28 protein-coding genes and 1 pseudogene are annotated in these 23,873 nt (G+C 68.2%); 20 read left to right on the plus strand and 9 right to left on the minus strand.

The window, feature by feature from the left end:
* Positions 1-44 precede the first annotated feature (44 nt).
* Positions 45-1,115 (plus strand): annotated as a pseudogene (locus ABDW31_RS02410) (phosphatidylinositol-specific phospholipase C1-like protein); the annotation flags it as partial.
* A 33-nt stretch (positions 1,116-1,148) separates the two neighbouring features.
* Complete coding sequence (locus tag ABDW31_RS02415; RefSeq protein WP_343698301.1) at positions 1,149-1,814, plus strand: phosphatase PAP2 family protein; 666 nt, start codon at positions 1,149-1,151, stop codon at positions 1,812-1,814.
* A gap of 4 nt (positions 1,815-1,818) precedes the next feature.
* Here ABDW31_RS02415 and ABDW31_RS02420 read toward each other — a convergent pair whose 3' ends face one another.
* Positions 1,819-2,007: a hypothetical protein gene (locus tag ABDW31_RS02420; protein ID WP_184716360.1), complete on the minus strand. Its 189-nt coding sequence runs from the start codon at positions 2,005-2,007 to the stop codon at positions 1,819-1,821.
* 159 nt (positions 2,008-2,166) lie between these two features.
* Between ABDW31_RS02420 and ABDW31_RS02425 the strand changes: the two genes are divergently transcribed.
* The gene (locus ABDW31_RS02425; RefSeq protein ID WP_184716358.1) at positions 2,167-2,541 is read left to right on the plus strand and encodes a hypothetical protein; all 375 of its coding nucleotides are present in this window, start codon (positions 2,167-2,169) and stop codon (positions 2,539-2,541) included.
* 127 nt (positions 2,542-2,668) lie between these two features.
* On the opposite strand, the gene ABDW31_RS02430 is transcribed toward ABDW31_RS02425, so the two are convergent.
* A complete protein-coding gene (locus ABDW31_RS02430) occupies positions 2,669-3,559 on the minus strand; it encodes a branched-chain amino acid aminotransferase (protein WP_184716356.1) in 891 nt (296 codons plus the stop codon).
* Between the two features lie 80 nt (positions 3,560-3,639).
* On the opposite strand from ABDW31_RS02430, the gene ABDW31_RS02435 reads away from it, so the two are divergent.
* The 3 genes from ABDW31_RS02435 to ABDW31_RS02445 are packed head-to-tail and all read left to right on the plus strand — an operon-like array spanning position 3,640 to position 6,193.
* Positions 3,640-4,140, plus strand: a complete 501-nt coding sequence (locus tag ABDW31_RS02435) for a MarR family transcriptional regulator (protein ID WP_184716354.1) — start codon at positions 3,640-3,642, stop codon at positions 4,138-4,140.
* 7 nt (positions 4,141-4,147) lie between these two features.
* A complete protein-coding gene (locus tag ABDW31_RS02440) occupies positions 4,148-4,849 on the plus strand; it encodes a response regulator (RefSeq protein ID WP_184716352.1) in 702 nt (233 codons plus the stop codon).
* A 36-nt stretch (positions 4,850-4,885) separates the two neighbouring features.
* Positions 4,886-6,193 carry an ATP-binding protein gene (locus tag ABDW31_RS02445; protein ID WP_184723615.1) on the plus strand — a complete coding sequence of 436 codons (1,308 nt, stop codon included), beginning with the start codon at positions 4,886-4,888 and terminating at the stop codon, positions 6,191-6,193.
* Here the strand turns inward: ABDW31_RS02445 and ABDW31_RS02450 are convergent.
* The 4 genes from ABDW31_RS02450 to ABDW31_RS02465 all read right to left on the minus strand — a co-directional run bounded on the left by ABDW31_RS02450 (position 6,190) and on the right by ABDW31_RS02465 (position 8,554).
* Positions 6,190-6,726: a TetR family transcriptional regulator gene (locus ABDW31_RS02450; protein ID WP_184716350.1), complete on the minus strand. Its 537-nt coding sequence runs from the start codon at positions 6,724-6,726 to the stop codon at positions 6,190-6,192. The genes ABDW31_RS02445 and ABDW31_RS02450 overlap by 4 nt on opposite strands.
* A gap of 61 nt (positions 6,727-6,787) precedes the next feature.
* The gene (gene proC / locus ABDW31_RS02455; protein ID WP_184716348.1) at positions 6,788-7,570 is read right to left on the minus strand and encodes a pyrroline-5-carboxylate reductase; all 783 of its coding nucleotides are present in this window, start codon (positions 7,568-7,570) and stop codon (positions 6,788-6,790) included.
* Positions 7,571-7,659: 89 nt separating this feature from the next.
* The gene (locus ABDW31_RS02460; protein WP_184716346.1) at positions 7,660-8,166 is read right to left on the minus strand and encodes a YbjN domain-containing protein; all 507 of its coding nucleotides are present in this window, start codon (positions 8,164-8,166) and stop codon (positions 7,660-7,662) included.
* Between the two features lie 130 nt (positions 8,167-8,296).
* Positions 8,297-8,554: an accessory factor UbiK family protein gene (locus tag ABDW31_RS02465; protein WP_184716344.1), complete on the minus strand. Its 258-nt coding sequence runs from the start codon at positions 8,552-8,554 to the stop codon at positions 8,297-8,299.
* A gap of 116 nt (positions 8,555-8,670) precedes the next feature.
* On the opposite strand from ABDW31_RS02465, the gene lgt reads away from it, so the two are divergent.
* From lgt to ABDW31_RS02505, 8 genes are all read left to right on the plus strand, one after another.
* On the plus strand, positions 8,671-9,567 hold the full coding sequence (gene lgt, locus ABDW31_RS02470) for a prolipoprotein diacylglyceryl transferase (RefSeq protein WP_184716342.1): 897 nt from the start codon (positions 8,671-8,673) through the stop codon (positions 9,565-9,567).
* A complete protein-coding gene (locus tag ABDW31_RS02475; protein WP_184716340.1) occupies positions 9,554-10,615 on the plus strand; it encodes a class I SAM-dependent methyltransferase in 1,062 nt (353 codons plus the stop codon). The genes lgt and ABDW31_RS02475 overlap by 14 nt, the downstream gene beginning before the upstream one ends.
* Positions 10,615-11,400 carry a peptidoglycan editing factor PgeF gene (gene pgeF / locus ABDW31_RS02480; RefSeq protein ID WP_184716338.1) on the plus strand — a complete coding sequence of 262 codons (786 nt, stop codon included), beginning with the start codon at positions 10,615-10,617 and terminating at the stop codon, positions 11,398-11,400. The genes ABDW31_RS02475 and pgeF overlap by 1 nt, the downstream gene beginning before the upstream one ends.
* A gap of 261 nt (positions 11,401-11,661) precedes the next feature.
* On the plus strand, positions 11,662-12,600 hold the full coding sequence (locus ABDW31_RS02485) for a ribose-phosphate pyrophosphokinase (protein WP_184716336.1): 939 nt from the start codon (positions 11,662-11,664) through the stop codon (positions 12,598-12,600).
* A gap of 286 nt (positions 12,601-12,886) precedes the next feature.
* Entirely contained in the window at positions 12,887-13,948 is a 1,062-nt protein-coding gene (locus tag ABDW31_RS02490; protein ID WP_184716334.1) for a hypothetical protein, read from the plus strand.
* A gap of 156 nt (positions 13,949-14,104) precedes the next feature.
* Positions 14,105-14,704: a 50S ribosomal protein L25/general stress protein Ctc gene (locus tag ABDW31_RS02495; RefSeq protein ID WP_184716332.1), complete on the plus strand. Its 600-nt coding sequence runs from the start codon at positions 14,105-14,107 to the stop codon at positions 14,702-14,704.
* A gap of 88 nt (positions 14,705-14,792) precedes the next feature.
* The gene (pth, locus tag ABDW31_RS02500) at positions 14,793-15,401 is read left to right on the plus strand and encodes an aminoacyl-tRNA hydrolase (protein ID WP_184716330.1); all 609 of its coding nucleotides are present in this window, start codon (positions 14,793-14,795) and stop codon (positions 15,399-15,401) included.
* 72 nt (positions 15,402-15,473) lie between these two features.
* Positions 15,474-16,223, plus strand: a complete 750-nt coding sequence (locus tag ABDW31_RS02505; protein ID WP_184723611.1) for a tetratricopeptide repeat protein — start codon at positions 15,474-15,476, stop codon at positions 16,221-16,223.
* A 2-nt stretch (positions 16,224-16,225) separates the two neighbouring features.
* On the opposite strand, the gene ABDW31_RS02510 is transcribed toward ABDW31_RS02505, so the two are convergent.
* Positions 16,226-16,891 (minus strand): TetR/AcrR family transcriptional regulator, encoded by a 666-nt coding sequence (locus ABDW31_RS02510; RefSeq protein ID WP_343698258.1) that lies wholly within the window; start codon positions 16,889-16,891, stop codon positions 16,226-16,228.
* 81 nt (positions 16,892-16,972) lie between these two features.
* Here ABDW31_RS02510 and ABDW31_RS02515 point away from each other — a divergent pair, with 81 nt between their 5' ends.
* On the plus strand, positions 16,973-18,190 hold the full coding sequence (locus ABDW31_RS02515) for an aminotransferase class I/II-fold pyridoxal phosphate-dependent enzyme (RefSeq protein WP_221444612.1): 1,218 nt from the start codon (positions 16,973-16,975) through the stop codon (positions 18,188-18,190).
* A 4-nt stretch (positions 18,191-18,194) separates the two neighbouring features.
* Here the strand turns inward: ABDW31_RS02515 and ABDW31_RS02520 are convergent, their stop codons facing one another.
* Together ABDW31_RS02520 and ABDW31_RS02525 are read right to left on the minus strand one after the other, a co-directional pair.
* Positions 18,195-19,205 carry a DUF4917 family protein gene (locus ABDW31_RS02520; protein ID WP_184716327.1) on the minus strand — a complete coding sequence of 337 codons (1,011 nt, stop codon included), beginning with the start codon at positions 19,203-19,205 and terminating at the stop codon, positions 18,195-18,197.
* Positions 19,206-19,246: 41 nt separating this feature from the next.
* The gene (locus ABDW31_RS02525) at positions 19,247-20,077 is read right to left on the minus strand and encodes a pirin family protein (RefSeq protein ID WP_184716324.1); all 831 of its coding nucleotides are present in this window, start codon (positions 20,075-20,077) and stop codon (positions 19,247-19,249) included.
* A 122-nt stretch (positions 20,078-20,199) separates the two neighbouring features.
* Between ABDW31_RS02525 and ychF the strand changes: the two genes are divergently transcribed.
* From ychF to ABDW31_RS02550, 5 genes are all read left to right on the plus strand, one after another.
* Positions 20,200-21,300, plus strand: coding sequence for a redox-regulated ATPase YchF (gene ychF, locus ABDW31_RS02530; protein ID WP_184716322.1), 1,101 nt, complete (start codon positions 20,200-20,202; stop codon positions 21,298-21,300).
* A gap of 91 nt (positions 21,301-21,391) precedes the next feature.
* On the plus strand, positions 21,392-22,054 hold the full coding sequence (locus ABDW31_RS02535; RefSeq protein ID WP_184716320.1) for a hypothetical protein: 663 nt from the start codon (positions 21,392-21,394) through the stop codon (positions 22,052-22,054).
* Positions 22,055-22,159: 105 nt separating this feature from the next.
* Positions 22,160-22,840: a dienelactone hydrolase family protein gene (locus ABDW31_RS02540; RefSeq protein WP_184716318.1), complete on the plus strand. Its 681-nt coding sequence runs from the start codon at positions 22,160-22,162 to the stop codon at positions 22,838-22,840.
* Entirely contained in the window at positions 22,840-23,520 is a 681-nt protein-coding gene (locus ABDW31_RS02545; protein ID WP_184716316.1) for a dienelactone hydrolase family protein, read from the plus strand. The genes ABDW31_RS02540 and ABDW31_RS02545 overlap by 1 nt, the downstream gene beginning before the upstream one ends.
* Positions 23,520-23,870, plus strand: a complete 351-nt coding sequence (locus tag ABDW31_RS02550; protein ID WP_184716314.1) for a DUF2200 domain-containing protein — start codon at positions 23,520-23,522, stop codon at positions 23,868-23,870. Before ABDW31_RS02545 ends, ABDW31_RS02550 begins: the two co-directional genes overlap by 1 nt.
* The last annotated feature ends 3 nt before the right edge of the window (positions 23,871-23,873 follow it).

The raw sequence follows: 23,873 nt of genomic DNA on the forward strand, positions 1-23,873 counted from the left end.
TTCACACAGCAGAGCTAGCAGCGTCTCCTACCCAGGAGACGCTCATGCTCGAACTGCTCGCCGCCCTTGCCGTCGCCTGCCCCGCCGGGGACGAGAGCGCGCCCTGCTTGCGACAGCGCATGGACGCCCTGTCGATGACCGACATGATGGCCGTCGGCACGCACAATTCCTACAAGCTGCCGATCCCGCCCGAGGAGATGGCCGCTCTGGTCGCCGCCAAGGGCCAGACGGCTCTCGGCATCGACTACGGCCACCGCCCGCTGACCGAGCAACTGGACGCCGGCGCCCGCCAGCTGGAGATCGACGTCGTCCACGATCCTAAGGGCGGCCTCTACGCCAAGCCGACCACCGCCCTGGGCCAGGGAACCGTGCTGTCGCCGGCCACGGCGGCGGCCCTGGCCAAGTCGGGCTTCAAGACCCTGCACATGCCCGACGTCGACTTCCGCAGCACCTGCGTGACCTTCGTAGCCTGCCTGACGGAGATCAAGGCCTGGTCCGACGCCCATCCCGACCACGTGCCGCTGCTGATCATGCTGAACGCCAAGGAGGGCGCGTCCTTCCCCGGCGGCGTGGTCCCGCCCAATTTCGACGAAGCCGCCTTCGACGCCCTGGACGCCGAGATCCGCTCGGTGTTCGGACCCGACAAGCTGATCACGCCCGACCTTGTCCAGGGCAAGGCCAAGACCCTGCGCGAAGGCGTCCTTGCCAAGGGTTGGCCGAAACTGGGCGCAGCGCGCGGCAAGGTGTTCTTCGCCCTCGACGAAAGCCCCGCCAAGGTCGCGATCTATCGCGGCAAGCGCGCCTCGCTGGAAGGCCGGGCGATGTTCGTCAACACCGATGAGGCTTCGCCGGCGGCCGCCTACCTGACCCTGAACGATCCGGTCGGCCAGAAGGACCGCATCGCCGCCGCCGTGAAGGCCGGCTTCATGGTCCGCACCCGCGCCGACGCCGACACCTGGGCCGCCCGCAACAACGACGTCACCCAGCGCAGCGCCGCCCTGACCAGCGGCGCGCAATATGTCTCGACCGACTACATGTGGGCCGACCCGCGCCTGCCCGGGAACTACACGGTGCGCCTGGCCGGCGGCGAGGCGGCGACCTGCAATCCCGTCCGCGCGGCTAAGGCCTGCGACGGCCTGCCCATCGAGATGGCCGGCGACGCGCCCGTGCGCGGCTACCTGGCCCCCGCCGCCCGCCCAGACCTGACCAAGGTGCTGGCCGCCCCGCCGCAGCCGGGCTCGCCCCGCGCCTTGGCCGACGCGGCGATCTTCGACCAGTCGCGCGCCCTGAAGGACACGCCGCGCTGGGCCCTGGCCACCGACGACGTCAACGGCTCGTTCTATCACCACTACGCGCAGGCTTTGGGCGTGACCCTGACGCCGGAACAGGCCCCAATCCTGACGGCCCTGCTGGAGCGCTCAGGCGCCGACCGCTCGGTGGTGGGTGTGGCGAAAAATCACTGGGGCACGCAGCGGCCTTATGTGGGTAAGGATTCGGCTCCGGTGTGCGAAGTGAAGCGCCCCGACCTGACCGCCAATCCCGACTATCCGTCGGGCCACTCGGCCCATGGCGAGCACGTGGCGATGATCCTCGCCGAGGTCGTCCCGTCGCGCGCCGACGCCCTCTACGCACGCGGTCGTCAGTATGCGGAAAGTCGCTGGATCTGCGGCAGCCATACCGTCAGCGCCACCGAGGCGGGCCTGCAGGCCGGGGCGGTGATCTATGCCGCCGAGCACGCCTCGGAAGCGTTCCGCCGCGACCTCGACATGGCCAAGGCGGAAGTGGCCGCGGCCCTGAAGGCCGCGGCGAAATAAGGTCCTACGACGCTTCGGCCAGCGCGAAGCTGGCCGGGTCCAGGCCTTCGGGGATGCCCTTCACATAGAGGCCGTCGGCGTGGTGGTGGAAATCCTCGACCTCGTAGACCTGGCCCGAGAAGACGCCCAGGTGAGGCAGGTCGACGCCGGTGCGCAGCAGCATGTCGCCCTGGCGAAAAGTACGTTCGGTCATGGTCGGCCCTCCTAAGATTGCGGGAACCTGCGGTGTCGGACCGCTCAAGTCCAACTCACGAATCCGTCAGCTGCCGTTGCGTCATGAGGGTGTCTGGCGCCCGACACAGGAACGCCGGCGTCGTGTGAACGTTGATCTCCGGGCAACAGGATCTGATCCATGACCGGGGTTCGCAACAAGACCATCGCTTTCGTCACCACGCTGGCAGCGCTGATCGCCGCGCACGGCGCGACGGCCTGCATGGCGTCGGACCGGGCCTCGGTGGCCGGGCCGGTGCTGGACGTGCCGTCGGATGGGGTGATCTGCGTGGCCCTGGGCCCGCGTCCCGAGCAGTGGGTCAAGGTGCGCCTGGCCAAGGATGGGGCCGGGACCGAGGCGCTGGATCGCAAGCGCCTGATGGCGGCAGCCTTCTCCAAGCGCGTCGACTGCGCCCGGGAATCCCAGCGCGGCTGGACCTGCCGGCTAGGCGCGGACGACCTGGCCGCCTTGGCCGGATCGTCCGCTATAGGTCTTGCTTCAGTAGACTGGCATTAAGCCCCTCCCCCGCTCATCCCCGCGAAAGCGGGGATCCAAGCGGAGTCGAACCAGGAATCACCGCTCGTACTCCAAGCAGAGAGTCAGCTTGGATCCCCGCTTTCGCGGGGATGAGCGAGTGGAGGGGTTAGGCCACAGCCAGTTCAGCGCGACGCACCAGCGCCGCGTAGGTGTCCATCAGGTCCAGCGACAGCTTGCCGGGCGTGAACTTGAACTCGCCGATCTCCGACACCGGGGTGACCTCGGCGGCGGTGCCGACGATGAAGCACTCGGTGAAGCCAGCCAGCTCTTCCTTCTGGATGTGGCGCTCGACGACCTCGATCCCCTTCTGCTTGGCCAGGTCGATGACCGTGCGACGGGTGATCCCGTCCAGGAAGCAGTCGGGCTTGGGCGTGTGCAGCGCGCCGTCCTTGACGAAGAAAACGTTGGCGCCGGTCGCCTCGGCCACGTAGCCGCGATAGTCCAGCATCATCGCGTCGGCATAGCCTTCCTGCTCGGCGGCGTGCTTGGAGATGGTGCAGATCATGTAGAGGCCGGCGGCCTTGGCAGCGACCGGGGCGGTCTTGGGGTCCGGACGCTGGTACTTGGCCCAGGTCAGACGGATGCCCTTGGCCTTGGTGGCCGGGTCGAAATAGCTGGGCCATTCCCACACGGCGATGGCCACGTGGATCTTGGTCTGCTGCGCCGAGACGCCGATCATCTCGCTGCCGCGCCACGCGATCGGGCGCACATAGCAGTCCTTAAGGTTATTCTTGGCCGCGGTCGCCTTGCAGGCCTCGTCAATCTCAGCCACCGTATAGGGGATCTTGAAATCGAGGATCTCCGCCGACTTGAACAAGCGCTCGGTGTGCTCGGTCAGCTTGAAAATCTCGCCGCCGTACATCCGCTCGCCCTCGAAGACCGACGACGCGTAGTGCAGGCCGTGCGTCAGTACGTGGACCTTCGCCTCGCGCCAGGGAACGAACTGGCCGTCCAGCCAGATCCAACCATCACGATCGTCGAAGGGAACCAGAGACATCGGCCCGAGACCTCCTTATTGAGAACCCGGCCCTTAGACGCCCCGAGGGCGGACGCGTCAAACAAAATGGACTCCGCGCGATGATCGCCCCGTTTCAGCCAGGTTCGGACGACCCTCGTCTGATCCTCCGCGAGGAGGAGCTGGACGGCGGCCTGGAGTTGATCCTCCTGGCCGAGGCCTCGCTGTGGGCCACGGTCGACGCGGTTCTGGAGGCCGAGACCCTGGGCCTGGGCCGCTCGCACTGGCGCGCCGCCTTCCTGCTGCGCCGTCGTCCGGGCCTGGGCGTCCAGGACCTTTCCAAGCTGACCAGCCTGTCGAAACAGGCCGCCAGCCGCACCCTGGCAGACCTGCAGAAGGCCGGCCTGATCGAGCGCGGCTCGGGCGATCTGGACGGCCGCCGGCGCCCGGCGACGCTGACCCCCGAGGGCGTGGCCTTCGAACAGCGCACAGCCGAGCGCCTGCGCGCCCTCCTGGCCCGGGCCTATCGCACCGGCGGCCTGGACGGCGTACCCGGCGCCCGCCGCATCCTGGCGGCCCTGGCCGGATCGCGTCAGGGCGCGGGACGCCGAAACCCGACATGAGCCCGACATGACACCGGACGAACGCCGCGAGCGCCACATTCTGGTCGTCGACGACGACGACCGCCTGCGCAAGCTGATCAAGGAGTTCCTCAGCCGGGCCGGCTTCCGGGTCACGGCCTCGTCCAGCGCGGCGGCCGCCGACCGCCTGTTCGAGGCCCTGGACTTCGACCTGATGGTGTTGGACGTGATGATGCCCGGCGAGGACGGCTACAGCTTCACAAAGCGCCTGAGGGCCAAGGGCGGCGAGGCCGGCCGCACGCCGATCCTGATGCTGACCGCCCGCGACCAGACCGCCGACCGCATCGAGGGCCTGTCCAGCGGCGTCGACGACTATCTGGGCAAGCCGTTCGAGCCGCAGGAGCTCTTGCTGCGCATCGAGGCCATCCTGCGCCGCTCGTCGGCCCGCCCGGCCGCAACCAAGGCCTTGAGCCTGGGGGTCTGCAGCTTCGAGTCCGATCGCGGCGAGCTGACCTGCAACGGCGAGGTCGTGCGCCTGACCGAGGCCGAGGTCAGCTTGCTCCGCCGTCTGGCCCGCTCGGTGCACGAGCCCGTCGACCGCCTGGAGCTGGCCCGCGACACCGCAGACGCCACCGGCCGCGCGGTCGACGTTCAGGTCACCCGCCTGCGCCGCAAGATCGAGCCGGATCCGAAGAACCCGCGCTATCTGCAGACCGTGCGCGGCGTGGGGTATCGGCTGGCGCCGGACTGATTGATGCGGCTGCGCACCAAGCTCTACATCCCTCGGATGTTCAAGCGGCTGCTGCCGACCTCGCTGTTCGGGCGCAGCCTGCTGATCATCGTGCTGCCGATCGGCCTGATGCAGATCGCCGTCACCTGGGCCTTCTTCGACGCCCACTGGCAGTCGGTGACCAGCAAGCTGTCGGAAGGCCTGGCCGGTGACATCGCCTGGGCGGTGCAGTCCTATGAAGACGATCCGTCGCCCGCCGCCGTCGAGAAGCTGGCCCAGCGGGCGGAAGACTCGATGTCGCTGTCGATCGCCTTCCAGAAGGGCCGCAAGCTGCCGACCAGCCACCGGCCCTCGCTGTTCGCGGCCCTGGACCGCTCGCTGCAGAAGGCGCTGGAGGACCGGCTCGACAATCCGTTCTGGTTCGATACCACTCGCTACACCGCCTATATCGACATCCGCGTGCAGGTCCCGGGCGGGGTGCTGCAGATCTACGCCCTGCGCGACCGGGCCTATGCCACGCAGGGGCACATCTTCATCCTGTGGATGGTGGTGGCGACCATGCTGCTGACCGGGGTGGCGATCCTGTTCATCCGCAACCAGGTGCGGGCCATCGAGCGCCTGGCCGACGCCGCCGACGCCTTCGGCCGCGGCGAGGACCACGACTTCAAGCCGCACGGCGCGCGCGAGGTGCGCCAGGCGGCGGCGGCCTTCATGGCCATGAAGGCCCGCATCGTCCGCCACATCGAGCAGCGCACGGCCCTGCTGGCCAGCGTCAGCCACGACCTGCGCACGCCCCTGACCCGCCTGAAGCTGGAAATGGCCATGTCCGAGCCCAGCGAGCAGCTGGAGGCGATGAAGGGCGACCTGCGGGAAATGGAGCACATGATCGACGAATACCTGGCCTTCGCCCGCGGCGAGGGCGGCGAGGCGGCGCAGGTGGTCGATCTGTCGGAACTGGTCGAGAGCGTGATCGCCGACGCCGAGCGCGGCGGGGCTATGGTCGAGACCGAGATCGCCCCGGCGCTGGAGGCGCACCTGCGGCCGCTGGCCTTCCGCCGCGCCCTGGCCAATCTGATCGACAACGGCGTCGCCCATGCCGACCGAGTGAAGGTGACGGTCGCCGAGCGCCTGACCGGCGGCGTCGAGGTGGCGGTCGACGACGACGGCCCGGGCATCCCCGAGGACCGCTACGAGGAAGCCTTCAAGCCGTTCTCGCGCCTGGACGAGAGCCGGAACCAGAATGAGAAGGGCGTGGGGCTGGGCCTCGCCATCGCGCGGGACATGGCCCGCGGACTGGGCGGGGACCTCGTCCTGTCGCGCTCGACGATGGGAGGCCTGCGAGCCGCGATCAAGCTGCCGGGCTAGAAGCCCGCGCCGAGCTTGGCCAGCTTCGCGGCCATCTGCTTCAGGCGCTTGTCCAGCTCGGCCATGGTGCGGTTCAGCGCGCCCTCGTCGTCGCGCCAGACCTGGACTACACGGGCCCAGACGGCGGTCATGGCCAAGAGGCGCGGCGGGGTCGCGGGCACGCCGGCGGCCTCCAGGATCGCCCGAGCGATGCGCGGGAAGCGGGCGACCGAGACCAGCGGCCCTTCCGACTTGGCGATGGCCAGCAGGGCGGCGCGATGCGGCTCCATGGCTTCCAGCCGGGCCATGGCGGCGTCGAACAGGCGGTCGTGAGCCGCTGAGTTTTCCGGATAGTCGACGGCCAGGGCGGCCTGGTCGAAGCTGGCCGACAGATGAGCCAGCAGGGCGTGTTTGCTGTCGGCGCGAGCGTAGAGCTCGGCGAACGGGACCTCGGCGCGGATGGCGATGTCGCGCAGGGAGACGGCCGGCCAGGGACGGTCGGCGGCCAGGGCCAAGGCGGCGTCGGCCGCGCGGTCGAGGATGTCGTCGGTCATGCCGCCGACATGAGCAGCACAGCGACCAAAAACAACCCTCTCCCTATGGGAGAGGGAGTTTTTAGCCCCCCAGCTCCTCCGACCGCTTCACGCAGGCGTCCAGCGCCTTGGGCAGGAGATCCCCGAACCCGCCCTCGCCCATCAGCACGCTCAGCGCCGCAGCGGTCGTGCCGCCGGGCGAGGTCACTTGCTTGCGCAGTTCGGCCGGCTCCTCGCCGCCCTTCTCCATCAGCGCGGCGGCGCCGATGATCGTGGCGCGGGCCAGCTTGGCGCTGTCGGCGGCGTTCAGGCCCTGCGCCGCGCCGGCGGCTTCCAGCGCCTCGACGAAGGCGTAGAGATAGGCCGGGGCCGAGCCCGAGACGGCGGTGGCCGCGTGCATCAGGTCCTCGCTGGCCAGCTCGGCCACCACCGCGACCGGCGCGAAAAGAGCCTTGGCGCGAGCCAGAGCCTCGGCGTCCTCGGCATGGATCGAGGCCGCGCCCCGGCCGATGGCGACGGCGGTCGTCGGCATCACCCGCGCCACGCGCCGGCCGCCGAAGGCTTGCGAGATATCTGCCGCGCGGACACCGGCGGCGATCGAGACGATGACGGCGTCGGGGGCCAGGTGCGGGACGATGTCCGCCACAGCCTCGCGCCAGATCTGCGGCTTCACGGCCAGCAGCACGGTCTTGGCCGCGGCCAGCGCTTCCAGCGGCGGATTGACCAGCGCGCCCGCGAAGGCGGCGGGGTCGACATGGGGATCGCGGATGATCAGGTCGGCGGCCGAGAAGGCGCCGGCGTCGCGCCAGCCTTCAGCGAGCGCCCCGCCCATGCGTCCGGCGCCGAGGAGAAGGATGGGGGTCACGCTCGACGTCATAAGGAAAAGGCTCCGACGATGATCTCGTCAGAGCCCTTAAGCTTCCGATGCGGCTCGGCCAAGGGCCAAGCGATGTATCAGGCCTGACCCACGGTCTCGAACATGCAGGCGGCCATCGCCTCATCCGGGGTCTTGGCGCCCTGGATCAGGAATTCGAAAGCCGGGAAGAAGCGGTCGGCCGCTTCCACCGCCGCGTCGATCATCGAGGCGGCCTGGGCCATGGTCGGACGCTCGCCGGCCGGCAGGGCCAGGGCGTGGCGGAACACCACCTCGCCGTCCTCAGTCCAGACCTCGAAATGGCCCAGCCAGACGCGCTGGTTGATCAGGGCCAGCAGCTCATAGGCCGAGACCCGCTTGGACTTCGGCGCGCGCAGGTCCAGCGACAGGCACAGCTGCAGGCAGTCGGCCTCGGGCCGCCAGGCGAACCACAGCTCGTAGTCCTTCCAGTCGCCCTTCAGCGCGAAGGCGAGGTCACCGTCCTCGGTGCGATCGAAGGTGAGATTTTCGGCCGACAGCACATGCTCGACGACCTCGAGGGGATCGAGGGCGAGCAGGACTTCGTCGTCTTCCGGTTGGGTGTCCATGAAAACCTATGTCCCCGCCGGCGAAGGCGGGGGTTAGCCCCACCATGAATCGCTCACGTACTGGGGACACTAATCTGCTTCGCGGCGTTCGTCTCAACCCGCTTCACGCCGGAAGCGAGCGACGATTCGCCTATTCTGAGGCCGGAGCCGCCTTTTTGACCGGAGCCTTTTTGGCGCCCTTCAGGGCCGCAACCTCTTCGCGCAGCGCTGCAACCTCGGCTTTCAGGACCTCGAAATCGTCGCGGCGGATCAGGTCGAACTCGGCAGCCAGACGGTCGGCCTGGCTCCGCATCGCGGTCTTCGCCTCCTCGCCGGCCGTCTGGGCGATGCCCATGGCCGCCTGGGTCAGTTTGGCGAATTCGTCGAGGAAGGGGTTCTGGCTGTGCATCGGCTTTCCACACGCCCGCGAATGGGCGAGCCGTCCTTATATGGGAAACAGGAGGTGAAAGCGAAGACCGAACCCTATAGGACTGCGACCATCTGTCCCCAGCGGAGCTTCGCGGCGTGATATTTCCCGATATCGACCCGATCGTTCACATCGGCCCTTGGGCTCTGCAATGGGGCCCCTTGGCCCTGCGCTGGTACGCGCTGGCCTATGTCGCCGGCATCCTCTTGGGCTGGCGCTTCGCCGTCCGTATGACCCGCACGGAGAGCCTGTGGGGCGGCCGCAAGCCCACCGCCACGGCGCTGCAGATCGACGATCTCGTTCTCTGGATCACCCTGGGCATCATCGTCGGCGGCCGTATCGGCTACATTCTCTTCTACATGCTGATGAACGACGACCAGCGCGCCTGGCTGTTCAGCCACCCCTTGGACGTCTTCAAGATCTGGGAGGGCGGCATGTCCTTCCACGGCGGCTTCCTGGGCGTGTGCGCAGCGGTGATCTTCTTCGCCCGCAAGAACGGCATGGACATGCTGAAGCTGGGCGACCTGGTCGCGCCGGTGGCCCCGATAGGCATCTTCTTCGGCCGCATCGCCAACTTCATCAATGGCGAGCTGTGGGGCCGCCAGACCGACCATCCGTTCGGCATCATCTTCTGCAACGACACCATCAAGGCCGCCCACCCGCAGCACCTTTGCCCGGCAGGCCCTTACCCGCGTCACCCCAGCCAGCTCTATGAAGCGGGCCTGGAAGGCGTGCTGCTGTTCGTCATCCTGGCCTTCGCCGTCTATCGCCTGAAGTGGCTGCAGCGCCGCGGCGCGATCGTCGCGACCTTCCTGCTGGCCTATGGCCTGTTCCGACTGTCGCTGGAGAATGTCCGCAATCCTGACGTCGGCATGCCCGAGTTCCCGCTGGGCCTGACCATGGGGATGATGCTGTCGGTCCCGATGATCCTGGTCGGCGGCTGGCTGCTGTGGAAATCGCTGCGCGAGCCTATTCAAACTGATGAGCCTGCTTGATCGCCTGAAGGCGCAGATCGCCCAGGACGGGCCGATCGGCGTTCCGGAGTTCTTCACCCGCTGCCTGCATGACCCGCGCGACGGCTACTACGCCATGCGTCCTGATCTGGGCGCCGGCGGCGACTTCGTCACCGCGCCGCTGGTCAGCCAGATGTTTGGCGAACTGATCGGCCTGTGGGCGATCGAGACCTGGACCCGGCTGGGCCGCCCCGCGCCGGTCCGCCTAGTCGAGATGGGCCCCGGCGACGGCACGCTGATGAGCGACCTGCTGCGGGCTGGGAAGCTGGATCCTGAGTTCCTGGCCGCAGCCGAGGTCTGGCTGGTCGAGGTGTCGGGCCCCTTGCGCGCCCGCCAAGCCGCGCGGCTGGGCGAAGGCCCGCGCTGGGTCGGCCGCCTCGACGAGGTCCCCGGCGGCGCGCCGATGATCCTGGTCGCCAACGAACTGCTGGACTGCCTGCCCGCCCGCCAGTTCGTCCGCACCGAAACCGGCTGGGCCGAGCGCGTGATCGGCCTGGGCGAGGACGGCGAGATGGCGTTCGGGCTGCGCAGTCTGGGCCAGCCGCCCATCGACGCCGAGGCAGAGCCGGGCAGCGTGTGGGAATCCTCTCCCGCCCAGGCCGCCCTGGCGTCCGACATCGCCCACCGCCTGGTCGCCGACGGCGGCGCGGCGCTCTTGATCGACTACGGCCGCGCCCAGCCCGAAGCTGGCGACACTTTGCAGGCGCTGCAGGCGCATAAGAAAGTCGATCCGCTGAAGACCGCGGGCCAGGCCGATCTGACCGTCTGGGCCGACTTTCCTTCGGTCGTCGCCGCCGCCCGCGAAACCGGCGCCAAGGCCGGGCCGATCCTGACGCAAGCCGAGTTCCTGCGCGCCCTGGGCATCGAGCAACGCGCCCAGGCCCTGGCGGCGGCGCGGCCCGATCGCGCCGAGCAGGTCGCAAGACAGCTTGATCGCCTGATCAACGCGGCGCAGATGGGAGACCTGTTCAAGGTCGCCTGCCTCTGCGCGCCCGACCTTTCCCCGCCCCTCTTCGAGGACGCGACCTGATGACCAAGATCGATCTGCCCACCATCCAGTCGCCGCTGCTGGCCAGCCTGCCCGGCGTGCGCCACGCCTTCTTCACCCGCCAGGGCGGGGTGTCGCGCGGCATCTATGACAGCCTGAACGTCGGGCGGGGCAGCAAGGACGAGCCGGCCGACGTAGTCGAGAACCGCGCCCGCGCCGCGGCCTGGTTCGGCGGCGCGCCGGAAGACCTCAACACCTGTTTCCAGATCCACTCGACCATCGCCATCACCGCCGACGGTTCGTGGGGCGACGTGCGGCCCGAGGGCGACGCGGTCGTGACCAAGACGCCCGGCGTGATCTGCGGCGCCCTGGCGGCCGACTGCGCGCCGGTGCTGCTGGTCGATCCCGAGGCCCGGGTCGTGGCCGCCGCCCATGCCGGCTGGCGCGGCGCTCTTGACGGGGTCGTGCAGGCCGCCGTCGACCGCATGGTCGAGCTGGGCGCCAAGCCGGAAAACATCACCGGCGTGGTCGGTCCTTGCATTGGGCCCAAGTCCTACGAGGTCGGGCTGGAGTTCCTGCACAGGTTCGAGGCCGACTGCCCCGGCTCGGGTCGGTTCTTCAAGCCGGGCGCCAGCGACGACAAGCGCTTCTTCGACCTGCCATCGTTCGTGCTGGACCGCCTGGAGACCGCCGGCGTCGAGCGCCGCGAGTGGGTCGGCCGCGACACCCGGATCGAGGAAGAATGGTTCTTCTCCAACCGCCGCGCCTTCCTGAAGGGCGAGGGCGACTACGGCCGCCTGCTGTCGGCGATTTCTCTCGAAGCCTGACCCCTCCACCGCTCATCCCCGCGAAAGCGGGGACCCAAGCGGCGAAGGGAATTGCTCAACGGCTGTCCCCAAACCCGCACGTCAGCTTGGGTCCCCGCTTTCGCGGGGATGAGCGGATGGGGTTGGAAATCGTGAGGCGCAGAGGACACGTCTACGATCCTCCGCGTACGGAAGCGAAAAAGTGTAGCCGTTAACACTTGTGTGCGGGGCGATCGCTGCTAGAAGGCCCCGCATCGGCCGCCCCCCACCCCCGAGATCATCATGAAGCTGCTGTCCGGCAACTCGAACCGCCCCCTGTCTCAGGCGATCGCGGAGTATCTCGACATGCCGCTGACCCGCGCCCAGGTGCGCCGGTTCGCCGACCTCGAGGTGTTCGTCACCATCGACGAGAACGTGCGGGGCGAGGACGTCTTCGTCATCCAGTCGACCAGCTACCCGGCCAACGACAACCTGATGGAGCTGCTGATCTGCATCGACGCCCTGAAGCGCGCGTCGGGCAAGCGGATCACCGCCGTGCTTCCCTACTTCGGCTACGCCCGCCAGGACCGCAAGACCGGCGGCCGCACGCCGATCTCGGCCAAACTGGTCGCCAACCTGATCACCCGTTCGGGCGCCGACCGCGTCCTGACGATGGATCTGCACGCCGGCCAGATCCAGGGCTTCTTCGACATCCCGACCGACAACCTGCTGCCCTCGCGCCTGCTGGCCGACGACATCATCCGCAACTACCCGCTGGGCGACGACCTGATGGTCGTGTCGCCCGACGTCGGCGGCGTGGTGCGCGCCCGCGCCCTGGCCAAGCGCCTGGACGACGCCGACCTGGCCATCGTCGACAAGCGCCGCTCGGGTCCCGGCCAATCGGAAGTCATGAACATCATCGGCGACGTCTCGGGCCGCCGCTGCATCCTGTTCGACGACATCGCCGACTCGGCCGGCACCCTGTGCAACGCCGCCCAGGCCCTGATCAATCACGGCGCCACCTCGGTCAGCGCCTATGTCACCCACGGCGTCCTGTCGGGCGCAGCGGCCGACCGCGTCGCCAACTCGGTCCTGACCGAGCTGGTGGTCACCGACTCGATCGAGGCCTCGGACACCGCCAAGGCCTGCCCGAAGATCCGCTACGTCTCGTGCGCGCCCCTGATCGGCGAGGCCATCCGCCGCATCGCCAACGAGGAGTCGGTGTCGAAGCTGTTCGACTGACCCCTGATCGACTGACGTTAAACATATCTCCGATCGCCCAACACCCGTATCGGGCATGAGGCCAGGCCGTCATCAGACGGCTTGGCCGCTGCGATCCTGTTGATTTTTCTGAATTAAGCGCGCTTCCTAAGTCGCCGAGCCACTCGGCTGGCGGGGGTATTGTCATATCCCCACTCGCCTCTCGCACGGCCCCGCTTGTAAAAGCTTGGTTAACGAGACGACAGTCACAATCTCGCCGACCCGGGCTGCTATCGGCGCCGCCAGACTTGATGGGGAAGTTCCTACAATGCGTTCCTTTTCGCGCACGCGCGCCGTACTGACGACGACCGCCGTCGCCTTTGCCGCGATCGTCGCCGCCTGTAGCGCGCCGGCTCCCCCGCCCGCGCCGGTCGTCCAGGCTCCGCCGCCGCCGCCGCCGATCACCCTGTCGGCCAGCGTTGTCGAGCGCGCCAGCGCCTTCCGCGGCTACATGGCCCGCGCCGGCGCCGTCTCGTCGGCCTTCCAGAACGGCGAGCAGATCCAGACCTCGCTGAAGGTCGCCGCAGCCTACGAATCCAAGTCGTTCATGAACGGCGCCGTGGCCTATGCCGCCGTCCTGGCCCTGCAGGACCCCACCTTCGTCGCCTCGGTGCGCGAAGTGGCCGCCAACCCGACCTCGCGCCAGGAGATGGTCAACAACATCTTCTCCAACCCGTCCTACGCCACCGTGTTTAAGGGCAGCGACAGCGCCGCGGGCCTGATCATCGACCAGATCGGCGGCGACGGCCTGAAGGTCTACATGGCCGGCAAGGCCGTGAAGCAAGCCGCCTATGACGTCCAAAAGGCCTCGTGGTCCAAGGGTTCGGTCGTCGATCGCGACGGTCGCCTGGCCTCGGCCAAGAGCCTGTCGGCCACCCCGGCCCTGGCCGAGAGCGCCGACATCGCCGTGCTGCAGAACGCCTCGACCGGCGGTCAGTCGCTGGGCTTCACGCCGCGCGTGGCACCGGCGCCGTACCAGCCGATCGTCATCCGCGGCCTGGCCGTGGCCGCCCTGGCCGCCCTGGGCGCCGCCGGCGACAACAACCTGACCTCGATCGACGCCCTCAGCGTCGACCCGATGACCAACAGCTGCCTGTCGATGGCCAAGCTGAACCTCTACCAGTGCCTGGCCGTGGCCAAGCCGCACTACGAGGACATCTTCTGCCTGGGCCAGCACATCCTGATGGACACCGGCGCCTGCATCGCCAAGGCCTCGGGCGCGGCCCTGCCGCCCGAACCGCCCCCGCCGCCGAAGATCACCCCGGCCTCGACCAAGAAGATCGTGGCCAAGAAGGCTCCGGCCAAGAAGGCGGTCGCCAAGAAGAGCTGATCTTTCTCTGAAATCCGAGCGAAAGGGCTGGGCGTTGCGTCGCCCGGCCCTTTTGTGTATGTAGCGCGACCCCAAAACGACCGGGCGAGCGTGGCAATACAGCCATAGGCGCTGGGTCCCAGCAGAGAGCATTCGGCTCTCTAGAAAGACAGTACGATGGCTGAGATCATTCTGAACGTTGAAGTCCGTGAAGGCGCCGGCACCGGCGCGGCCCGCGCCGTCCGTCGCGAAGGCAAGGTCCCGGGCGTCCTGTACGGCGGCGGCAAGGAGCCGGTGAACATCGCCGTGCGCGCCAACGAATTCCGCAAGTCGCTGTACACCGGCAAGCTGCTGGGTCACCTGGTGACGCTGCAACACGGCGACGAAAAGCAATCGGTCATCGCCAAGTCGATCCAATTCCACCCGGTCACCGACGAGCCGATCCACTTCGACCTGTATCGCGTCGACGAGCACCAGCTGATCAAGATCGAAGTTCCGGTTCACTTCAAGAACCAGGAAACCTCGGTCGGCCTGAAGAAGGGCGGCACGCTGGAAGTCATCCGTCACACCGTCGAGCTGGCCTGCCCGGCCGACAAGATCCCGGAAGAGCTGGTCATCGACCTGGCCTCGCACGACATCGGCGACGTCATCCGCATCTCGGAAGTGAAGCTGCCGGAAGGCGTGAAGCCGGCCATGGAACGCGATTTCGTCATCGCCAACCTGAAGGCCTCGTCGGCCGCTCAGTCGGACGCCGGCGACACCACGACCGAAGGCTAATCCGCTCGGTCTTCCGACCGAACCGATCTAAAGAGCGGGCGGGCCTCACGGTCCGCCCGTTTTTGTTTGTCCCCTCGAGACCTCCGCGATGCTGATCCTCGCCGGCCTGGGCAATCCCGAGCCCAAGTACGAGAAGAACCGCCACAACGTCGGCTTCATGGCCGTCGACGCGCTCGCACGGAAGTGGGGCACGGCGCCGTGGCGCGCGCGCTTCCAGGGCCTGGCGTGCGAAGGGCAGGTCGCAACGCCCGACGGTCCGGTCAAGCTGCTGCTGCTCAAGCCCAAGACCTATTACAATGAGAGCGGCCGCGCCGTGGGCGAGGCCATGAAGTTCTTCAAGCTGACCCCGGCCGACGTCATCGTCTTCCACGACGAGATCGACATGGCCCCGGGGCGATTCCGCATGAAGGCCGGCGGGGGCGCGGCCGGGAACAACGGCATCCGCTCGGTGACCAGCCAGGTCGGCGACGCCTTCCGCCGGGGCCGCATCGGCGTGGGCCATCCGGGCCACAAGGACGCGGTCATGCACTACGTGCTGGGCGACTTCCACAAGGTCGAGCACCAGTGGCTGGACCCGATGCTGGACGCCCTGGCCGACGCCCTGCCCTTCGCCGCCGTGGGCGACGACGAGCGCTACCAGGCCGAGGTCATGCGCCTGGCCCCCGCGCCCAAGGCCGATCCCAGAAAGCCTGCTTAGGGCAAGCCGGCTTAGGGTAAGCCCGCCTAGAGGCGGACGGCGAAATTCGGTAGAGGTCCAGGCATGTCAGCCCTGTTCTCGCTTCCCCTGCCCCTGCTGGGCCTGTCGCTGCTGTTTTCCATCGGCCTGTGCGTACACGTGGTGCGGACGCACCGCGAGATGTTCTGGCTGTGGATCATCCTGATCTTCCAGCCGCTGGGCGGAATCGTCTACCTGGCCGCCGTGATCGTGCCCGAGCTGCTGGGCGGCAAGACCGCGCGCAATGTCGGCAAGGCCGCCCGCCAGGCGCTGGACCCGCAGCGCGAATATCGCGAAGCCGCCCGCGCCGTCGATGACGCCCCGACCGTCGCCAACCGCGTGCGCATGGCCACCGCCGCCACCGAGCTGGGCAAGCATGCCGAGGCCGAACAGCTCTATGCCGACAGCCTGACGGGCATGTACGCCGACGACGCGCAGCTGCTGCTGGGCCGCGCCAACGCCCTGATCGAGCTGAACCGCCCGGCCGAGGCCCTGCCGCTGCTGGAGAAACTGGGCGAGCAACCCAATGCCGGCCGCACGCCCCACACCATGCTGGCCCTGGGCCGCGTCTATCACGCGCTGGGCCGCGAGGAGCAGGCCGACACGGCGCTGAGCTGGGCCGCCGACCACTATCCGGGCTTCGAGGGCATCGCCCGCTATACCGTCTTCCTGGCCCGCCAGGGCCGCAAGGACGAGGCCCGCGCCAAGTTGGCCGAGATCGACAAGCGCCTGTCCAAGACCCACAGCCACTTTCGCAAGGAAGCCAAGAGTTGGCGCGACCTGGCGGCGTCAGCGGTGGGGTGAGCCTAGCCCGCCGCCGGGCTCAGCAGCGCCACCAGGCGCGGTGATAGGACGGCGTGGCTCGCCGGTGTTGCGCAGGCCACCACCGGCGCCAGGACGCCGATCTCGCTCATCCTGAGGAAGTCGGCGTCGCTGGCGTCGCCGCAGGCCCAGTCATAGATCGCGCCCAGATAGTTGGAATAGATCGCCCGGCCCAGCCGGTCGGGATCGACGGCCGGCGCGATCTGGCCGGCGGCCTGGGCCTGGACCATGGCGCGGACGGCGGGATCGGCCGCATCGCGCCCGATGTGGGTGCCGTCGAACAGCACGCGGGGGATCCGGACCAGCACCTGCCGATAGAGCCCGGCGTCGTCGATATAGAGCTGGGCCGAAACCCGCGCGGCTTCCAGGGCCAGGTCGACGCCGGTCGCGGTCGTCTGGGCCAGCACGGCCTCGACCCGGTTCAGGGCCACGTTGATCACCGCCAGGCCGACAGCGTCCAGGCCACCAATCAGGTTATAGATCGTCTGCGGGGCCACCTCGGCGGCGGCCGCGATCTGGTTCAGCGACACGCTCTCGAACCGATGCTCACGCCACAGCCCCGACGCCGCCGCGACGATGTCGGCATAGCGTCGCGCCTTCCCCCGTTCGCGGAGGGAGCCGACCGATGATGGCTTGAGTTCCATTTTCATTGTGAGATCTATTTTTAGATTGTATTCCAAATTCAAGCGCGACGATAGTCGCGTCCTTATAGGCCGACTCGGAACACGCACTTGGGTCTCTTCAGTTCGCACTCCACCCTGGCGGCGCGTTACGCCGCCGCCCGCACGCAAGGCCAGATGCCGACCGGCGTGGTCATGGACCGGCTGTTGTCGGCTAGCGAAGCCATCATCAACGGCCGCCGGACGGTGACGGTCGGCACGCACAACTATCTGGGCCTGGCCTTCGACGAGACCTGCATCGAGGCGGCAGCCGCTGCCCTCCGCCTGGAGGGCACGGGGACGTGCGGCTCGCGGATCGCCAACGGCTCGTTCTCGGACCATGTAGCGCTGGAGCGCGAACTGGCCGAGTTCCACGGCCTGCGCCACGCCATGGTGTTCTCGACGGGCTACCAGGCCAATCTTGGGATCATCTCGACCCTGGTGGGCGCGGGCGACTTCCTGCTGCTGGACGCCGACAGCCACGCCTCGATCTACGACGCCTGCAAGCAGACCCAGGCCAGCGCCATCCGCTTCAAACACAATGACGCCGCTGACCTGAACAAGCGCCTGGGCCGCCTGGCCGGCGAGCCGGGCAACAAGCTGGTGGTGGTCGAGGGCATCTATTCGATGCTGGGCGACATGGCTCCGCTCAAGGCCATCGTCGAGGTGGTCAAGCGCCACAGCGCCTACATCCTGGTGGACGAGGCCCACTCCATGGGCGTGATCGGCGAGCGCGGTTGCGGCCTGGCCGAGCAGGAAGGCGTGCTGGATCAGGTCGACTTCGTGGTCGGCACCTTCTCCAAGAGCCTGGGCGCGGTCGGCGGCTACTGCGTCTCGAACCACGACGAGTTCGACATCCTGCGGGTGGCCTGCCGCCCCTACATGTTCACCGCCTCGCTGCCGCCGGCGACCGTGGCCTCGGTGCGGGCCGCCCTGGCGGCGGTGCGCGAACGCCCGCAGCTGCGGGCCCGGCTCTGGAGCAATGTCCACCGGCTGTACGACGCTCTGGACGCTGCAGGCTTCCAGCTGGGCGCGACGCCCAGCCCGATCGTCGCGGCCTGCCTGCCGTCCGAGGAGATCACCCTGGCGATGTGGCGCGCCCTGCTGGAGGACGGCTACTACGTCAATGTCGGCCTGCCGCCCGCCACGCCCTCGGGCGAAAGCCTGCTGCGCTGTGCGATCTCGGCGGCGCATTCGGACGCCCAGATCGACGGCCTGGCAGAACGGATGATCGTCAAGGGCCAGGCCTTGGGCGCGCTCTCGACGTCGCGCCGCGTCGCCCGGGCCTGACCGCTCACCCCCAGGGCGCGGCCTGCGCCGGGTCGTAGCTGAACACCGTCAGCGGCGGCCCGCCACGCTTGCGGCGCTTGGCGACCCACAGCTCGGTCGCCTTCAGGACCTGGGCCTGGGCTTCAAGCGGGTCCTGGGCGCGGACCGAGACGAAGACCTCGGACACCGCACCGTCGGCGATCTTCTCAAAGACGTGCTCGTCCTCGTCGCGCAGCGAGTGGCCGAAGACGAATAGGCTGGCGTCTGGGTCGGCGCAGGCGGCGGCCAGGCCGTCGGAGGCGGCAGTCAGATAGGCGCTCTCGGCGATGCGCACGCGCTTTTCCGGCGAAGAACCTTCCGAGATGAACAGCGGCACGTCGTCCCGTTCGATCCGTTGACCGACCGTGTCGACCAGGCGGCCAGGCACGGACAGCTTCTGGGTCACCCCGTCGGCCTCGAACAGATGCAGCGCCCCGTGCAGGTAGAAGATCGCCTGGGTCTCACGCCGCGTCCAGGTCAGCGGCCGGCCGCCGAAGCCGTCGGTGGCCGACAGGCCTTTCACCCGCCGCATCAGGGTCCAGTAGAGCAGCAGGTCGTAGTTGGTGGTGAACACCTGGCCGCGCAGGGGCTTTCGGCGATCGTTGCCGATGAACAGGGCCAGGAAGTCGGCGCAGGCCTCGATCCGGTCGTCCAGCTGGGCCGGCGCAGGCGGATGGATGCGGGTGATGGCCGTGACCAGCAGGCGACGCAGCGCGTGGTAGTCGGCCCCGACCGCGGCGATCAGGGCGGCGGTGTCGTCATGCACCGACAGCACCGCCTGGGTCTCCAGCAGGGCGCGCGCCACCCGCTCGAAGTCCACGGTCTGGAAGCTCATGAACAGCGCCTCCATCCGCGGGTTCTGGCCCGCTACAGTGGTGGCCAGCGCGCCGTACCGGAAGTCCGGCCAGGCCGCGATGCTGAAGCCGTTGCCCAGCAGCAGATGGCGGCGACGCTGGACGGTGCGCGCGAGCGCGTCTTCGAAGGCGATGGGGGTCAAGGCTCACTCCGGAGCCTTGACCCTACAACACCTGGCGGCGCTTAGAACCGCCCGCGCTGGAAGTCCTCGAACGCCTGCACGATCTCCTCGCGCGAGTTCATCACGAACGGGCCGTGCCAGAACACCGGCTCTTCGATCGGACGGCCGGCCAGCAGCAGCACGCGGGCGTCGGTGACGGCCTCGACCTCGACCGTGTCGCCCTTGCCCAGGAACACGCCCGACAGCGCGTCGACCGTCTTGTCGGCCACGCGGACCTGACCTTCGTAGACGGCGAGCATGGCGTTGCGGTCATCGCCCACGGGCTCGGAGAAGCGGGTTCCGGCCGGCAGCACGACGTCGAAATACAGTGCATCGACCGCGCCGCCTCCGATCGGACCGGGTGTGCCGGCATCGGTCGCGCCGGAGATCACCTTGACCGTGACGCCGCCATCGCGGGCTTCGACCGGGATGCTGTCGGCCTCGAACTCTTGATAGCCCGGCGCGGTCATCTTCAGCTTGGCGGGCAGGTTGACCCACAGCTGAAAGCCGCGCATCCGGCCCTCGTTTTGCTCGGGCATTTCGGAGTGGACGATGCCCTTGCCGGCCCGCATCCACTGGATGCCGCCGGGACCGATCACGCCCTCGCGGCCAGTGTTGTCGCGGTGACGCATCCGGCCTTCCAGCATGTAGGTCACGGTCTCGAAGCCGCGATGCGGATGGTCGGGAAAGCCGCCCATATAGTCCGACGCCTGGTCGTTGTCGAAGCAGTCCAGCATCAGGAACGGGTCGAACATCTGGGCTTCCGGGGTGCCCAGCATGCGGGTCAGGCGCACGCCGTCGCCGTCCGAGGCGGGCATGCCCTTCACGATCTTCAGGACGGGTCTAACGCTCATGGGGAAGCTCCTTTCGCGCATTGATATCAGGTCTGGTTGCAGTTCTTGCAAGGGGCGGCTCCGGTTCGCCTTTCGCGGTCATCCGTGCTAATCGCCGCGCCAACGAAATCCACGAGAGTTCCATGGCCCTGAAAGTCGCCATCGTCGGCCTGCCCAACGTCGGCAAGTCCACCCTGTTCAACGCCCTGACCCAGACGGCGTCGGCCCAGGCCGCCAACTATCCGTTCTGCACCATCGAGCCGAACACCGGCGACGTCGCCGTGCCCGAGCCGCGCCTGGACGCCCTGGCCAAGATCGCCGGCTCCAAGGAAATCATCCCGGCCCGCATCACCTTCGTCGACATCGCCGGCCTGGTGCGCGGCGCGTCGAAGGGCGAAGGCCTGGGCAACCAGTTCCTGGCCAACATCCGCGACTGCGACGCCGTGGCCTTCGTGGCCCGCTGCTTCGAGGACGACGACATCACCCACGTCGAGGGCCGCATCGACCCGCTCAGCGATCTCGAGATCATCGAGATGGAGCTGATGCTCGCCGACCTGGAAAGCCTGGAAAAGCGCCTGCCGGCCATCGAGAAGAAGGCCAAGTCGGGCGGCGACAAGGAAGCCGCCAACACCCTGCGCCTGATCAACCTGGCCCTGGCCCAGCTGCGTGAAGGCCGCCCGGCCCGCGCCGCGACCGTGGACAAGGAAGACGAGAAGGCCTGGCACATGCTGCAGCTGCTGACCTCGCTGCCGGCTCTGTATGTCTGCAACGTCGAGGAAGGCAGCGCCGACAAGGGCAACAAGTACAGCGACCTGGTCGCCGAACGCGCCGCCCGCGACAACGCCAAGGCCGTCGTGATCTCGGCCCAGATCGAGAGCGAGATCGCCCTGCTGGACTCTGAGGAGCGCACCGAGTTCCTCGAGACCCTGGGCCTGGAAGAGCCCGGCCTGAACCGTCTGATCCGCGAGGCCTACAACCTCCTGGGCCTGCAGACCTATTTCACGGTCGGCCCCAAGGAAGCCCGCGCCTGGACCATCCACGTCGGCGACACCGGCCCGCAAGCGGCCGGCGTCATCCACACCGACTTCGAGAAGGGCTACATCCGCGCCGAGACGATCGCCTTCGAGGACTTCGTCAAGCTGGGCGGCGAAGCCGGCGCCAAGGAAGCCGGCAAGATGCGGGCCGAAGGCAAGGAATACGTCGTCAAGGATGGCGACGTGATGCACTTCCGCTTCAACGTCTGATCCGAGCCACCCCGGCGCGGCTCGCGCCGGGGTGGTATCTCGACGACGTTCTTAAAAGGTGTAGTCTCGCTTCAGGAGAAGGGGACTACTCATGAAAAAGCTCATTCTGGTCGTCGCCATGGTGATGACCACAGGCCCGGCATGGGCCCAGCAGTACACCGGCCCACGCGCTGTCACGCCCAACTACACCACCGGCGGCTATCAGGCCTCGAACTTGAACGGTCGGTATGCCGAACCGGGCAACCCGCTGCAGCAGCGCGCCGCCGCCAATCTGGCCGCCCAAGCCGGCATCGAGTGCAATATGGCCAGCGCCGCAGTCCTCAAGGAAACCCATAAGGGCGGGATCAACTCGGTAGTCTACGAGATCGCCTGCAAGAACGACTTCGGCTGGATCCTGACCAAGTCCGGCGAAGAGATCACCGCTTACGAATGCGTGGCGCTGGCGGCTTCGGAGAAGGCGGCCAAGGGCAAGCTGGTGACCTGCCGACTGGCCGAGAATGTCCTGGCGGCGAACGCCGGTCTGGCGAAGCTGGCCGGCAAGGCGGGTCTGACCTGCACGCCGGTGCAGGGCAATTATCTGGGCGGCGGCGGCGCTCCGCCGATCTCCCGCTATGAGGTGCTGTGCGACAACGGCGCCGGCTACATCATCGATACGCCTCAACCCAAGTCGAGCGCCTCGGTGATGGCCATGTCTTGCGCCAAGGCCAAGGCCGCCGGCATGGGGACCTGCGCGCTGAAACCCGCCAGGGGTTGAGATCCGGAGCCATCACGTAAAGCGGCCCGCGAACGCTCGCGGGCCGTTTTTCGTTGTTCCTTCGCGCCCGGCGTCTAACCTGCGGCCACCAGCCGGAGACGCACCATGCCCGAGATAATCACCCTGACCGCCGCCCATGACGGTTTCGGCTTCACGGCCCTGCACGCCCAGCCGCAAGGCGCGCGAAAGGGCGGGGTGATCGTGATCCAGGAGATCTTCGGCCTCGATCAATACATCCAGGAAGACGTCGCTCGCTGGGCGGCGCGGGGCTTCGAGGTCTTGGCGCCGTCGATGTTCGACCGTCAGGAGAAGGGCTTCACCGCCGGCCACGACGAGGCCGGTTTCGCGACCGGCGTCACCTACGCCAAGGCCAACGGCCCCGACAACGCCATGGGCGACATCCAGGCCTGCATCGATTTTCTGAAGGACCGCGGGCCGGTGTTCGTGGTCGGCTACTGCTATGGCGGCACCATGGCCTGGCTGGCGGCCGCGCGGCTGCAGGGACTGTCGGCGGCGTCCAGCTACTATGGCGGTCAGGTCGTCGGCATGGCCAAGTTCGAGCTCAAGGCCCCGGTCATCGTCCACCTGGGCGCCAACGACCCGCACATCCCCGCCGAGGAGGTGAAGGCCGCCATCTGGACCGCCCATCCCGAGGTCCCGGTCCACGTCTACGAGAACAGCGGCCACGGCTTCAACAACGACGGCCGGCCCGACAGCGACCTTGCCGACGCCGAACTGGCCCGCGAACGCACCGTCGCGTTCTTTGCCGAGCACGGAGCCGCCTGATGGGAGAGCGCATCGCCCTGGCCTGCCGGGAGGACGGCTCGCCCTTCGCCGTCTGGCATTCGCCGCCTCAGGAAGCCCGTCGCGGCGGCATCGTCATGCTGCACGCCATCTGGGGCGTGACCCCGCACATCCGCGCCCTGTCCGACAGCCTGGCCGAGCAGGGCTATGAGGTCATGGCCCCCGCCCTGCTAGACGCGGCCGACGCCGACTTCCCGGTCGAGGACACCACGCCAGCGATCCTCGACGCGCGCATGGCCCTGGGCAAGGCGACCGGCTGGGGCGTCTCGACCCTGCCCCGCGTCCAGGCCTGCATCGAGGCGATGGAGGGGCCGGTGTCGGTGATGGGCTTCTGCTTCGGCGGCACCACGGCCTGGCTGGCGGCCTGCCGCTGCGAGGGCGTGCAGGCGGTGTCGGCCTTCTATGGCGGCGACATCATCGCCTACAAGGACGAGCCGCCTAAGGTCCCGACCATCCTGCACTTCGGCAAGACCGACCCGATGATCCCCCTGGCCGACGTCGAGGCGATCCGGGACACGCACCCCGAGCTGCCGATCCACCTCTACGAGGCCGGCCACGCCTTCGTGGCCCCCAGCGGCCACCATGCCGACAGCGCCCGGCTGTCCCTGCTGCGGACCCTGCAGCTGTTCCAGCGCTCGGGCGGGCGCAAGGGCGAAGCGTGATGGCCGGCCACCGCATCTACACGACCAGCTTCGCCAGCGTTTATCCGCTGTACGTCGCCAAGGCGGAGAAGAAGGGGCGGAGCAAGGCCGAGGTCGACCAGATCTTGCAGTGGCTGACCGGCTTCAGCCAGGAAGCGCTGGACGCCGAGATCGCGGCCAAGACCGACTTCGAGACCTTCTTCGCGAAGGCCCCGAAGCTCAATCCCGCCCGCGCCGAGATCAAGGGCCTGATCTGCGGCGTGCGCGTGGAAGAGGTCGCCGAGCCGCTGATGCGCGAGATCCGCTACCTGGACAAGCTGATCGACGAACTGGCCAGGGGCAAGGCGATGGACAAGATCATGCGGGGCTGAAGC

It is taken from the genome of Caulobacter sp. (assembly GCF_039596335.1).
Classification (GTDB): Bacteria; Pseudomonadota; Alphaproteobacteria; order Caulobacterales; family Caulobacteraceae; genus Caulobacter.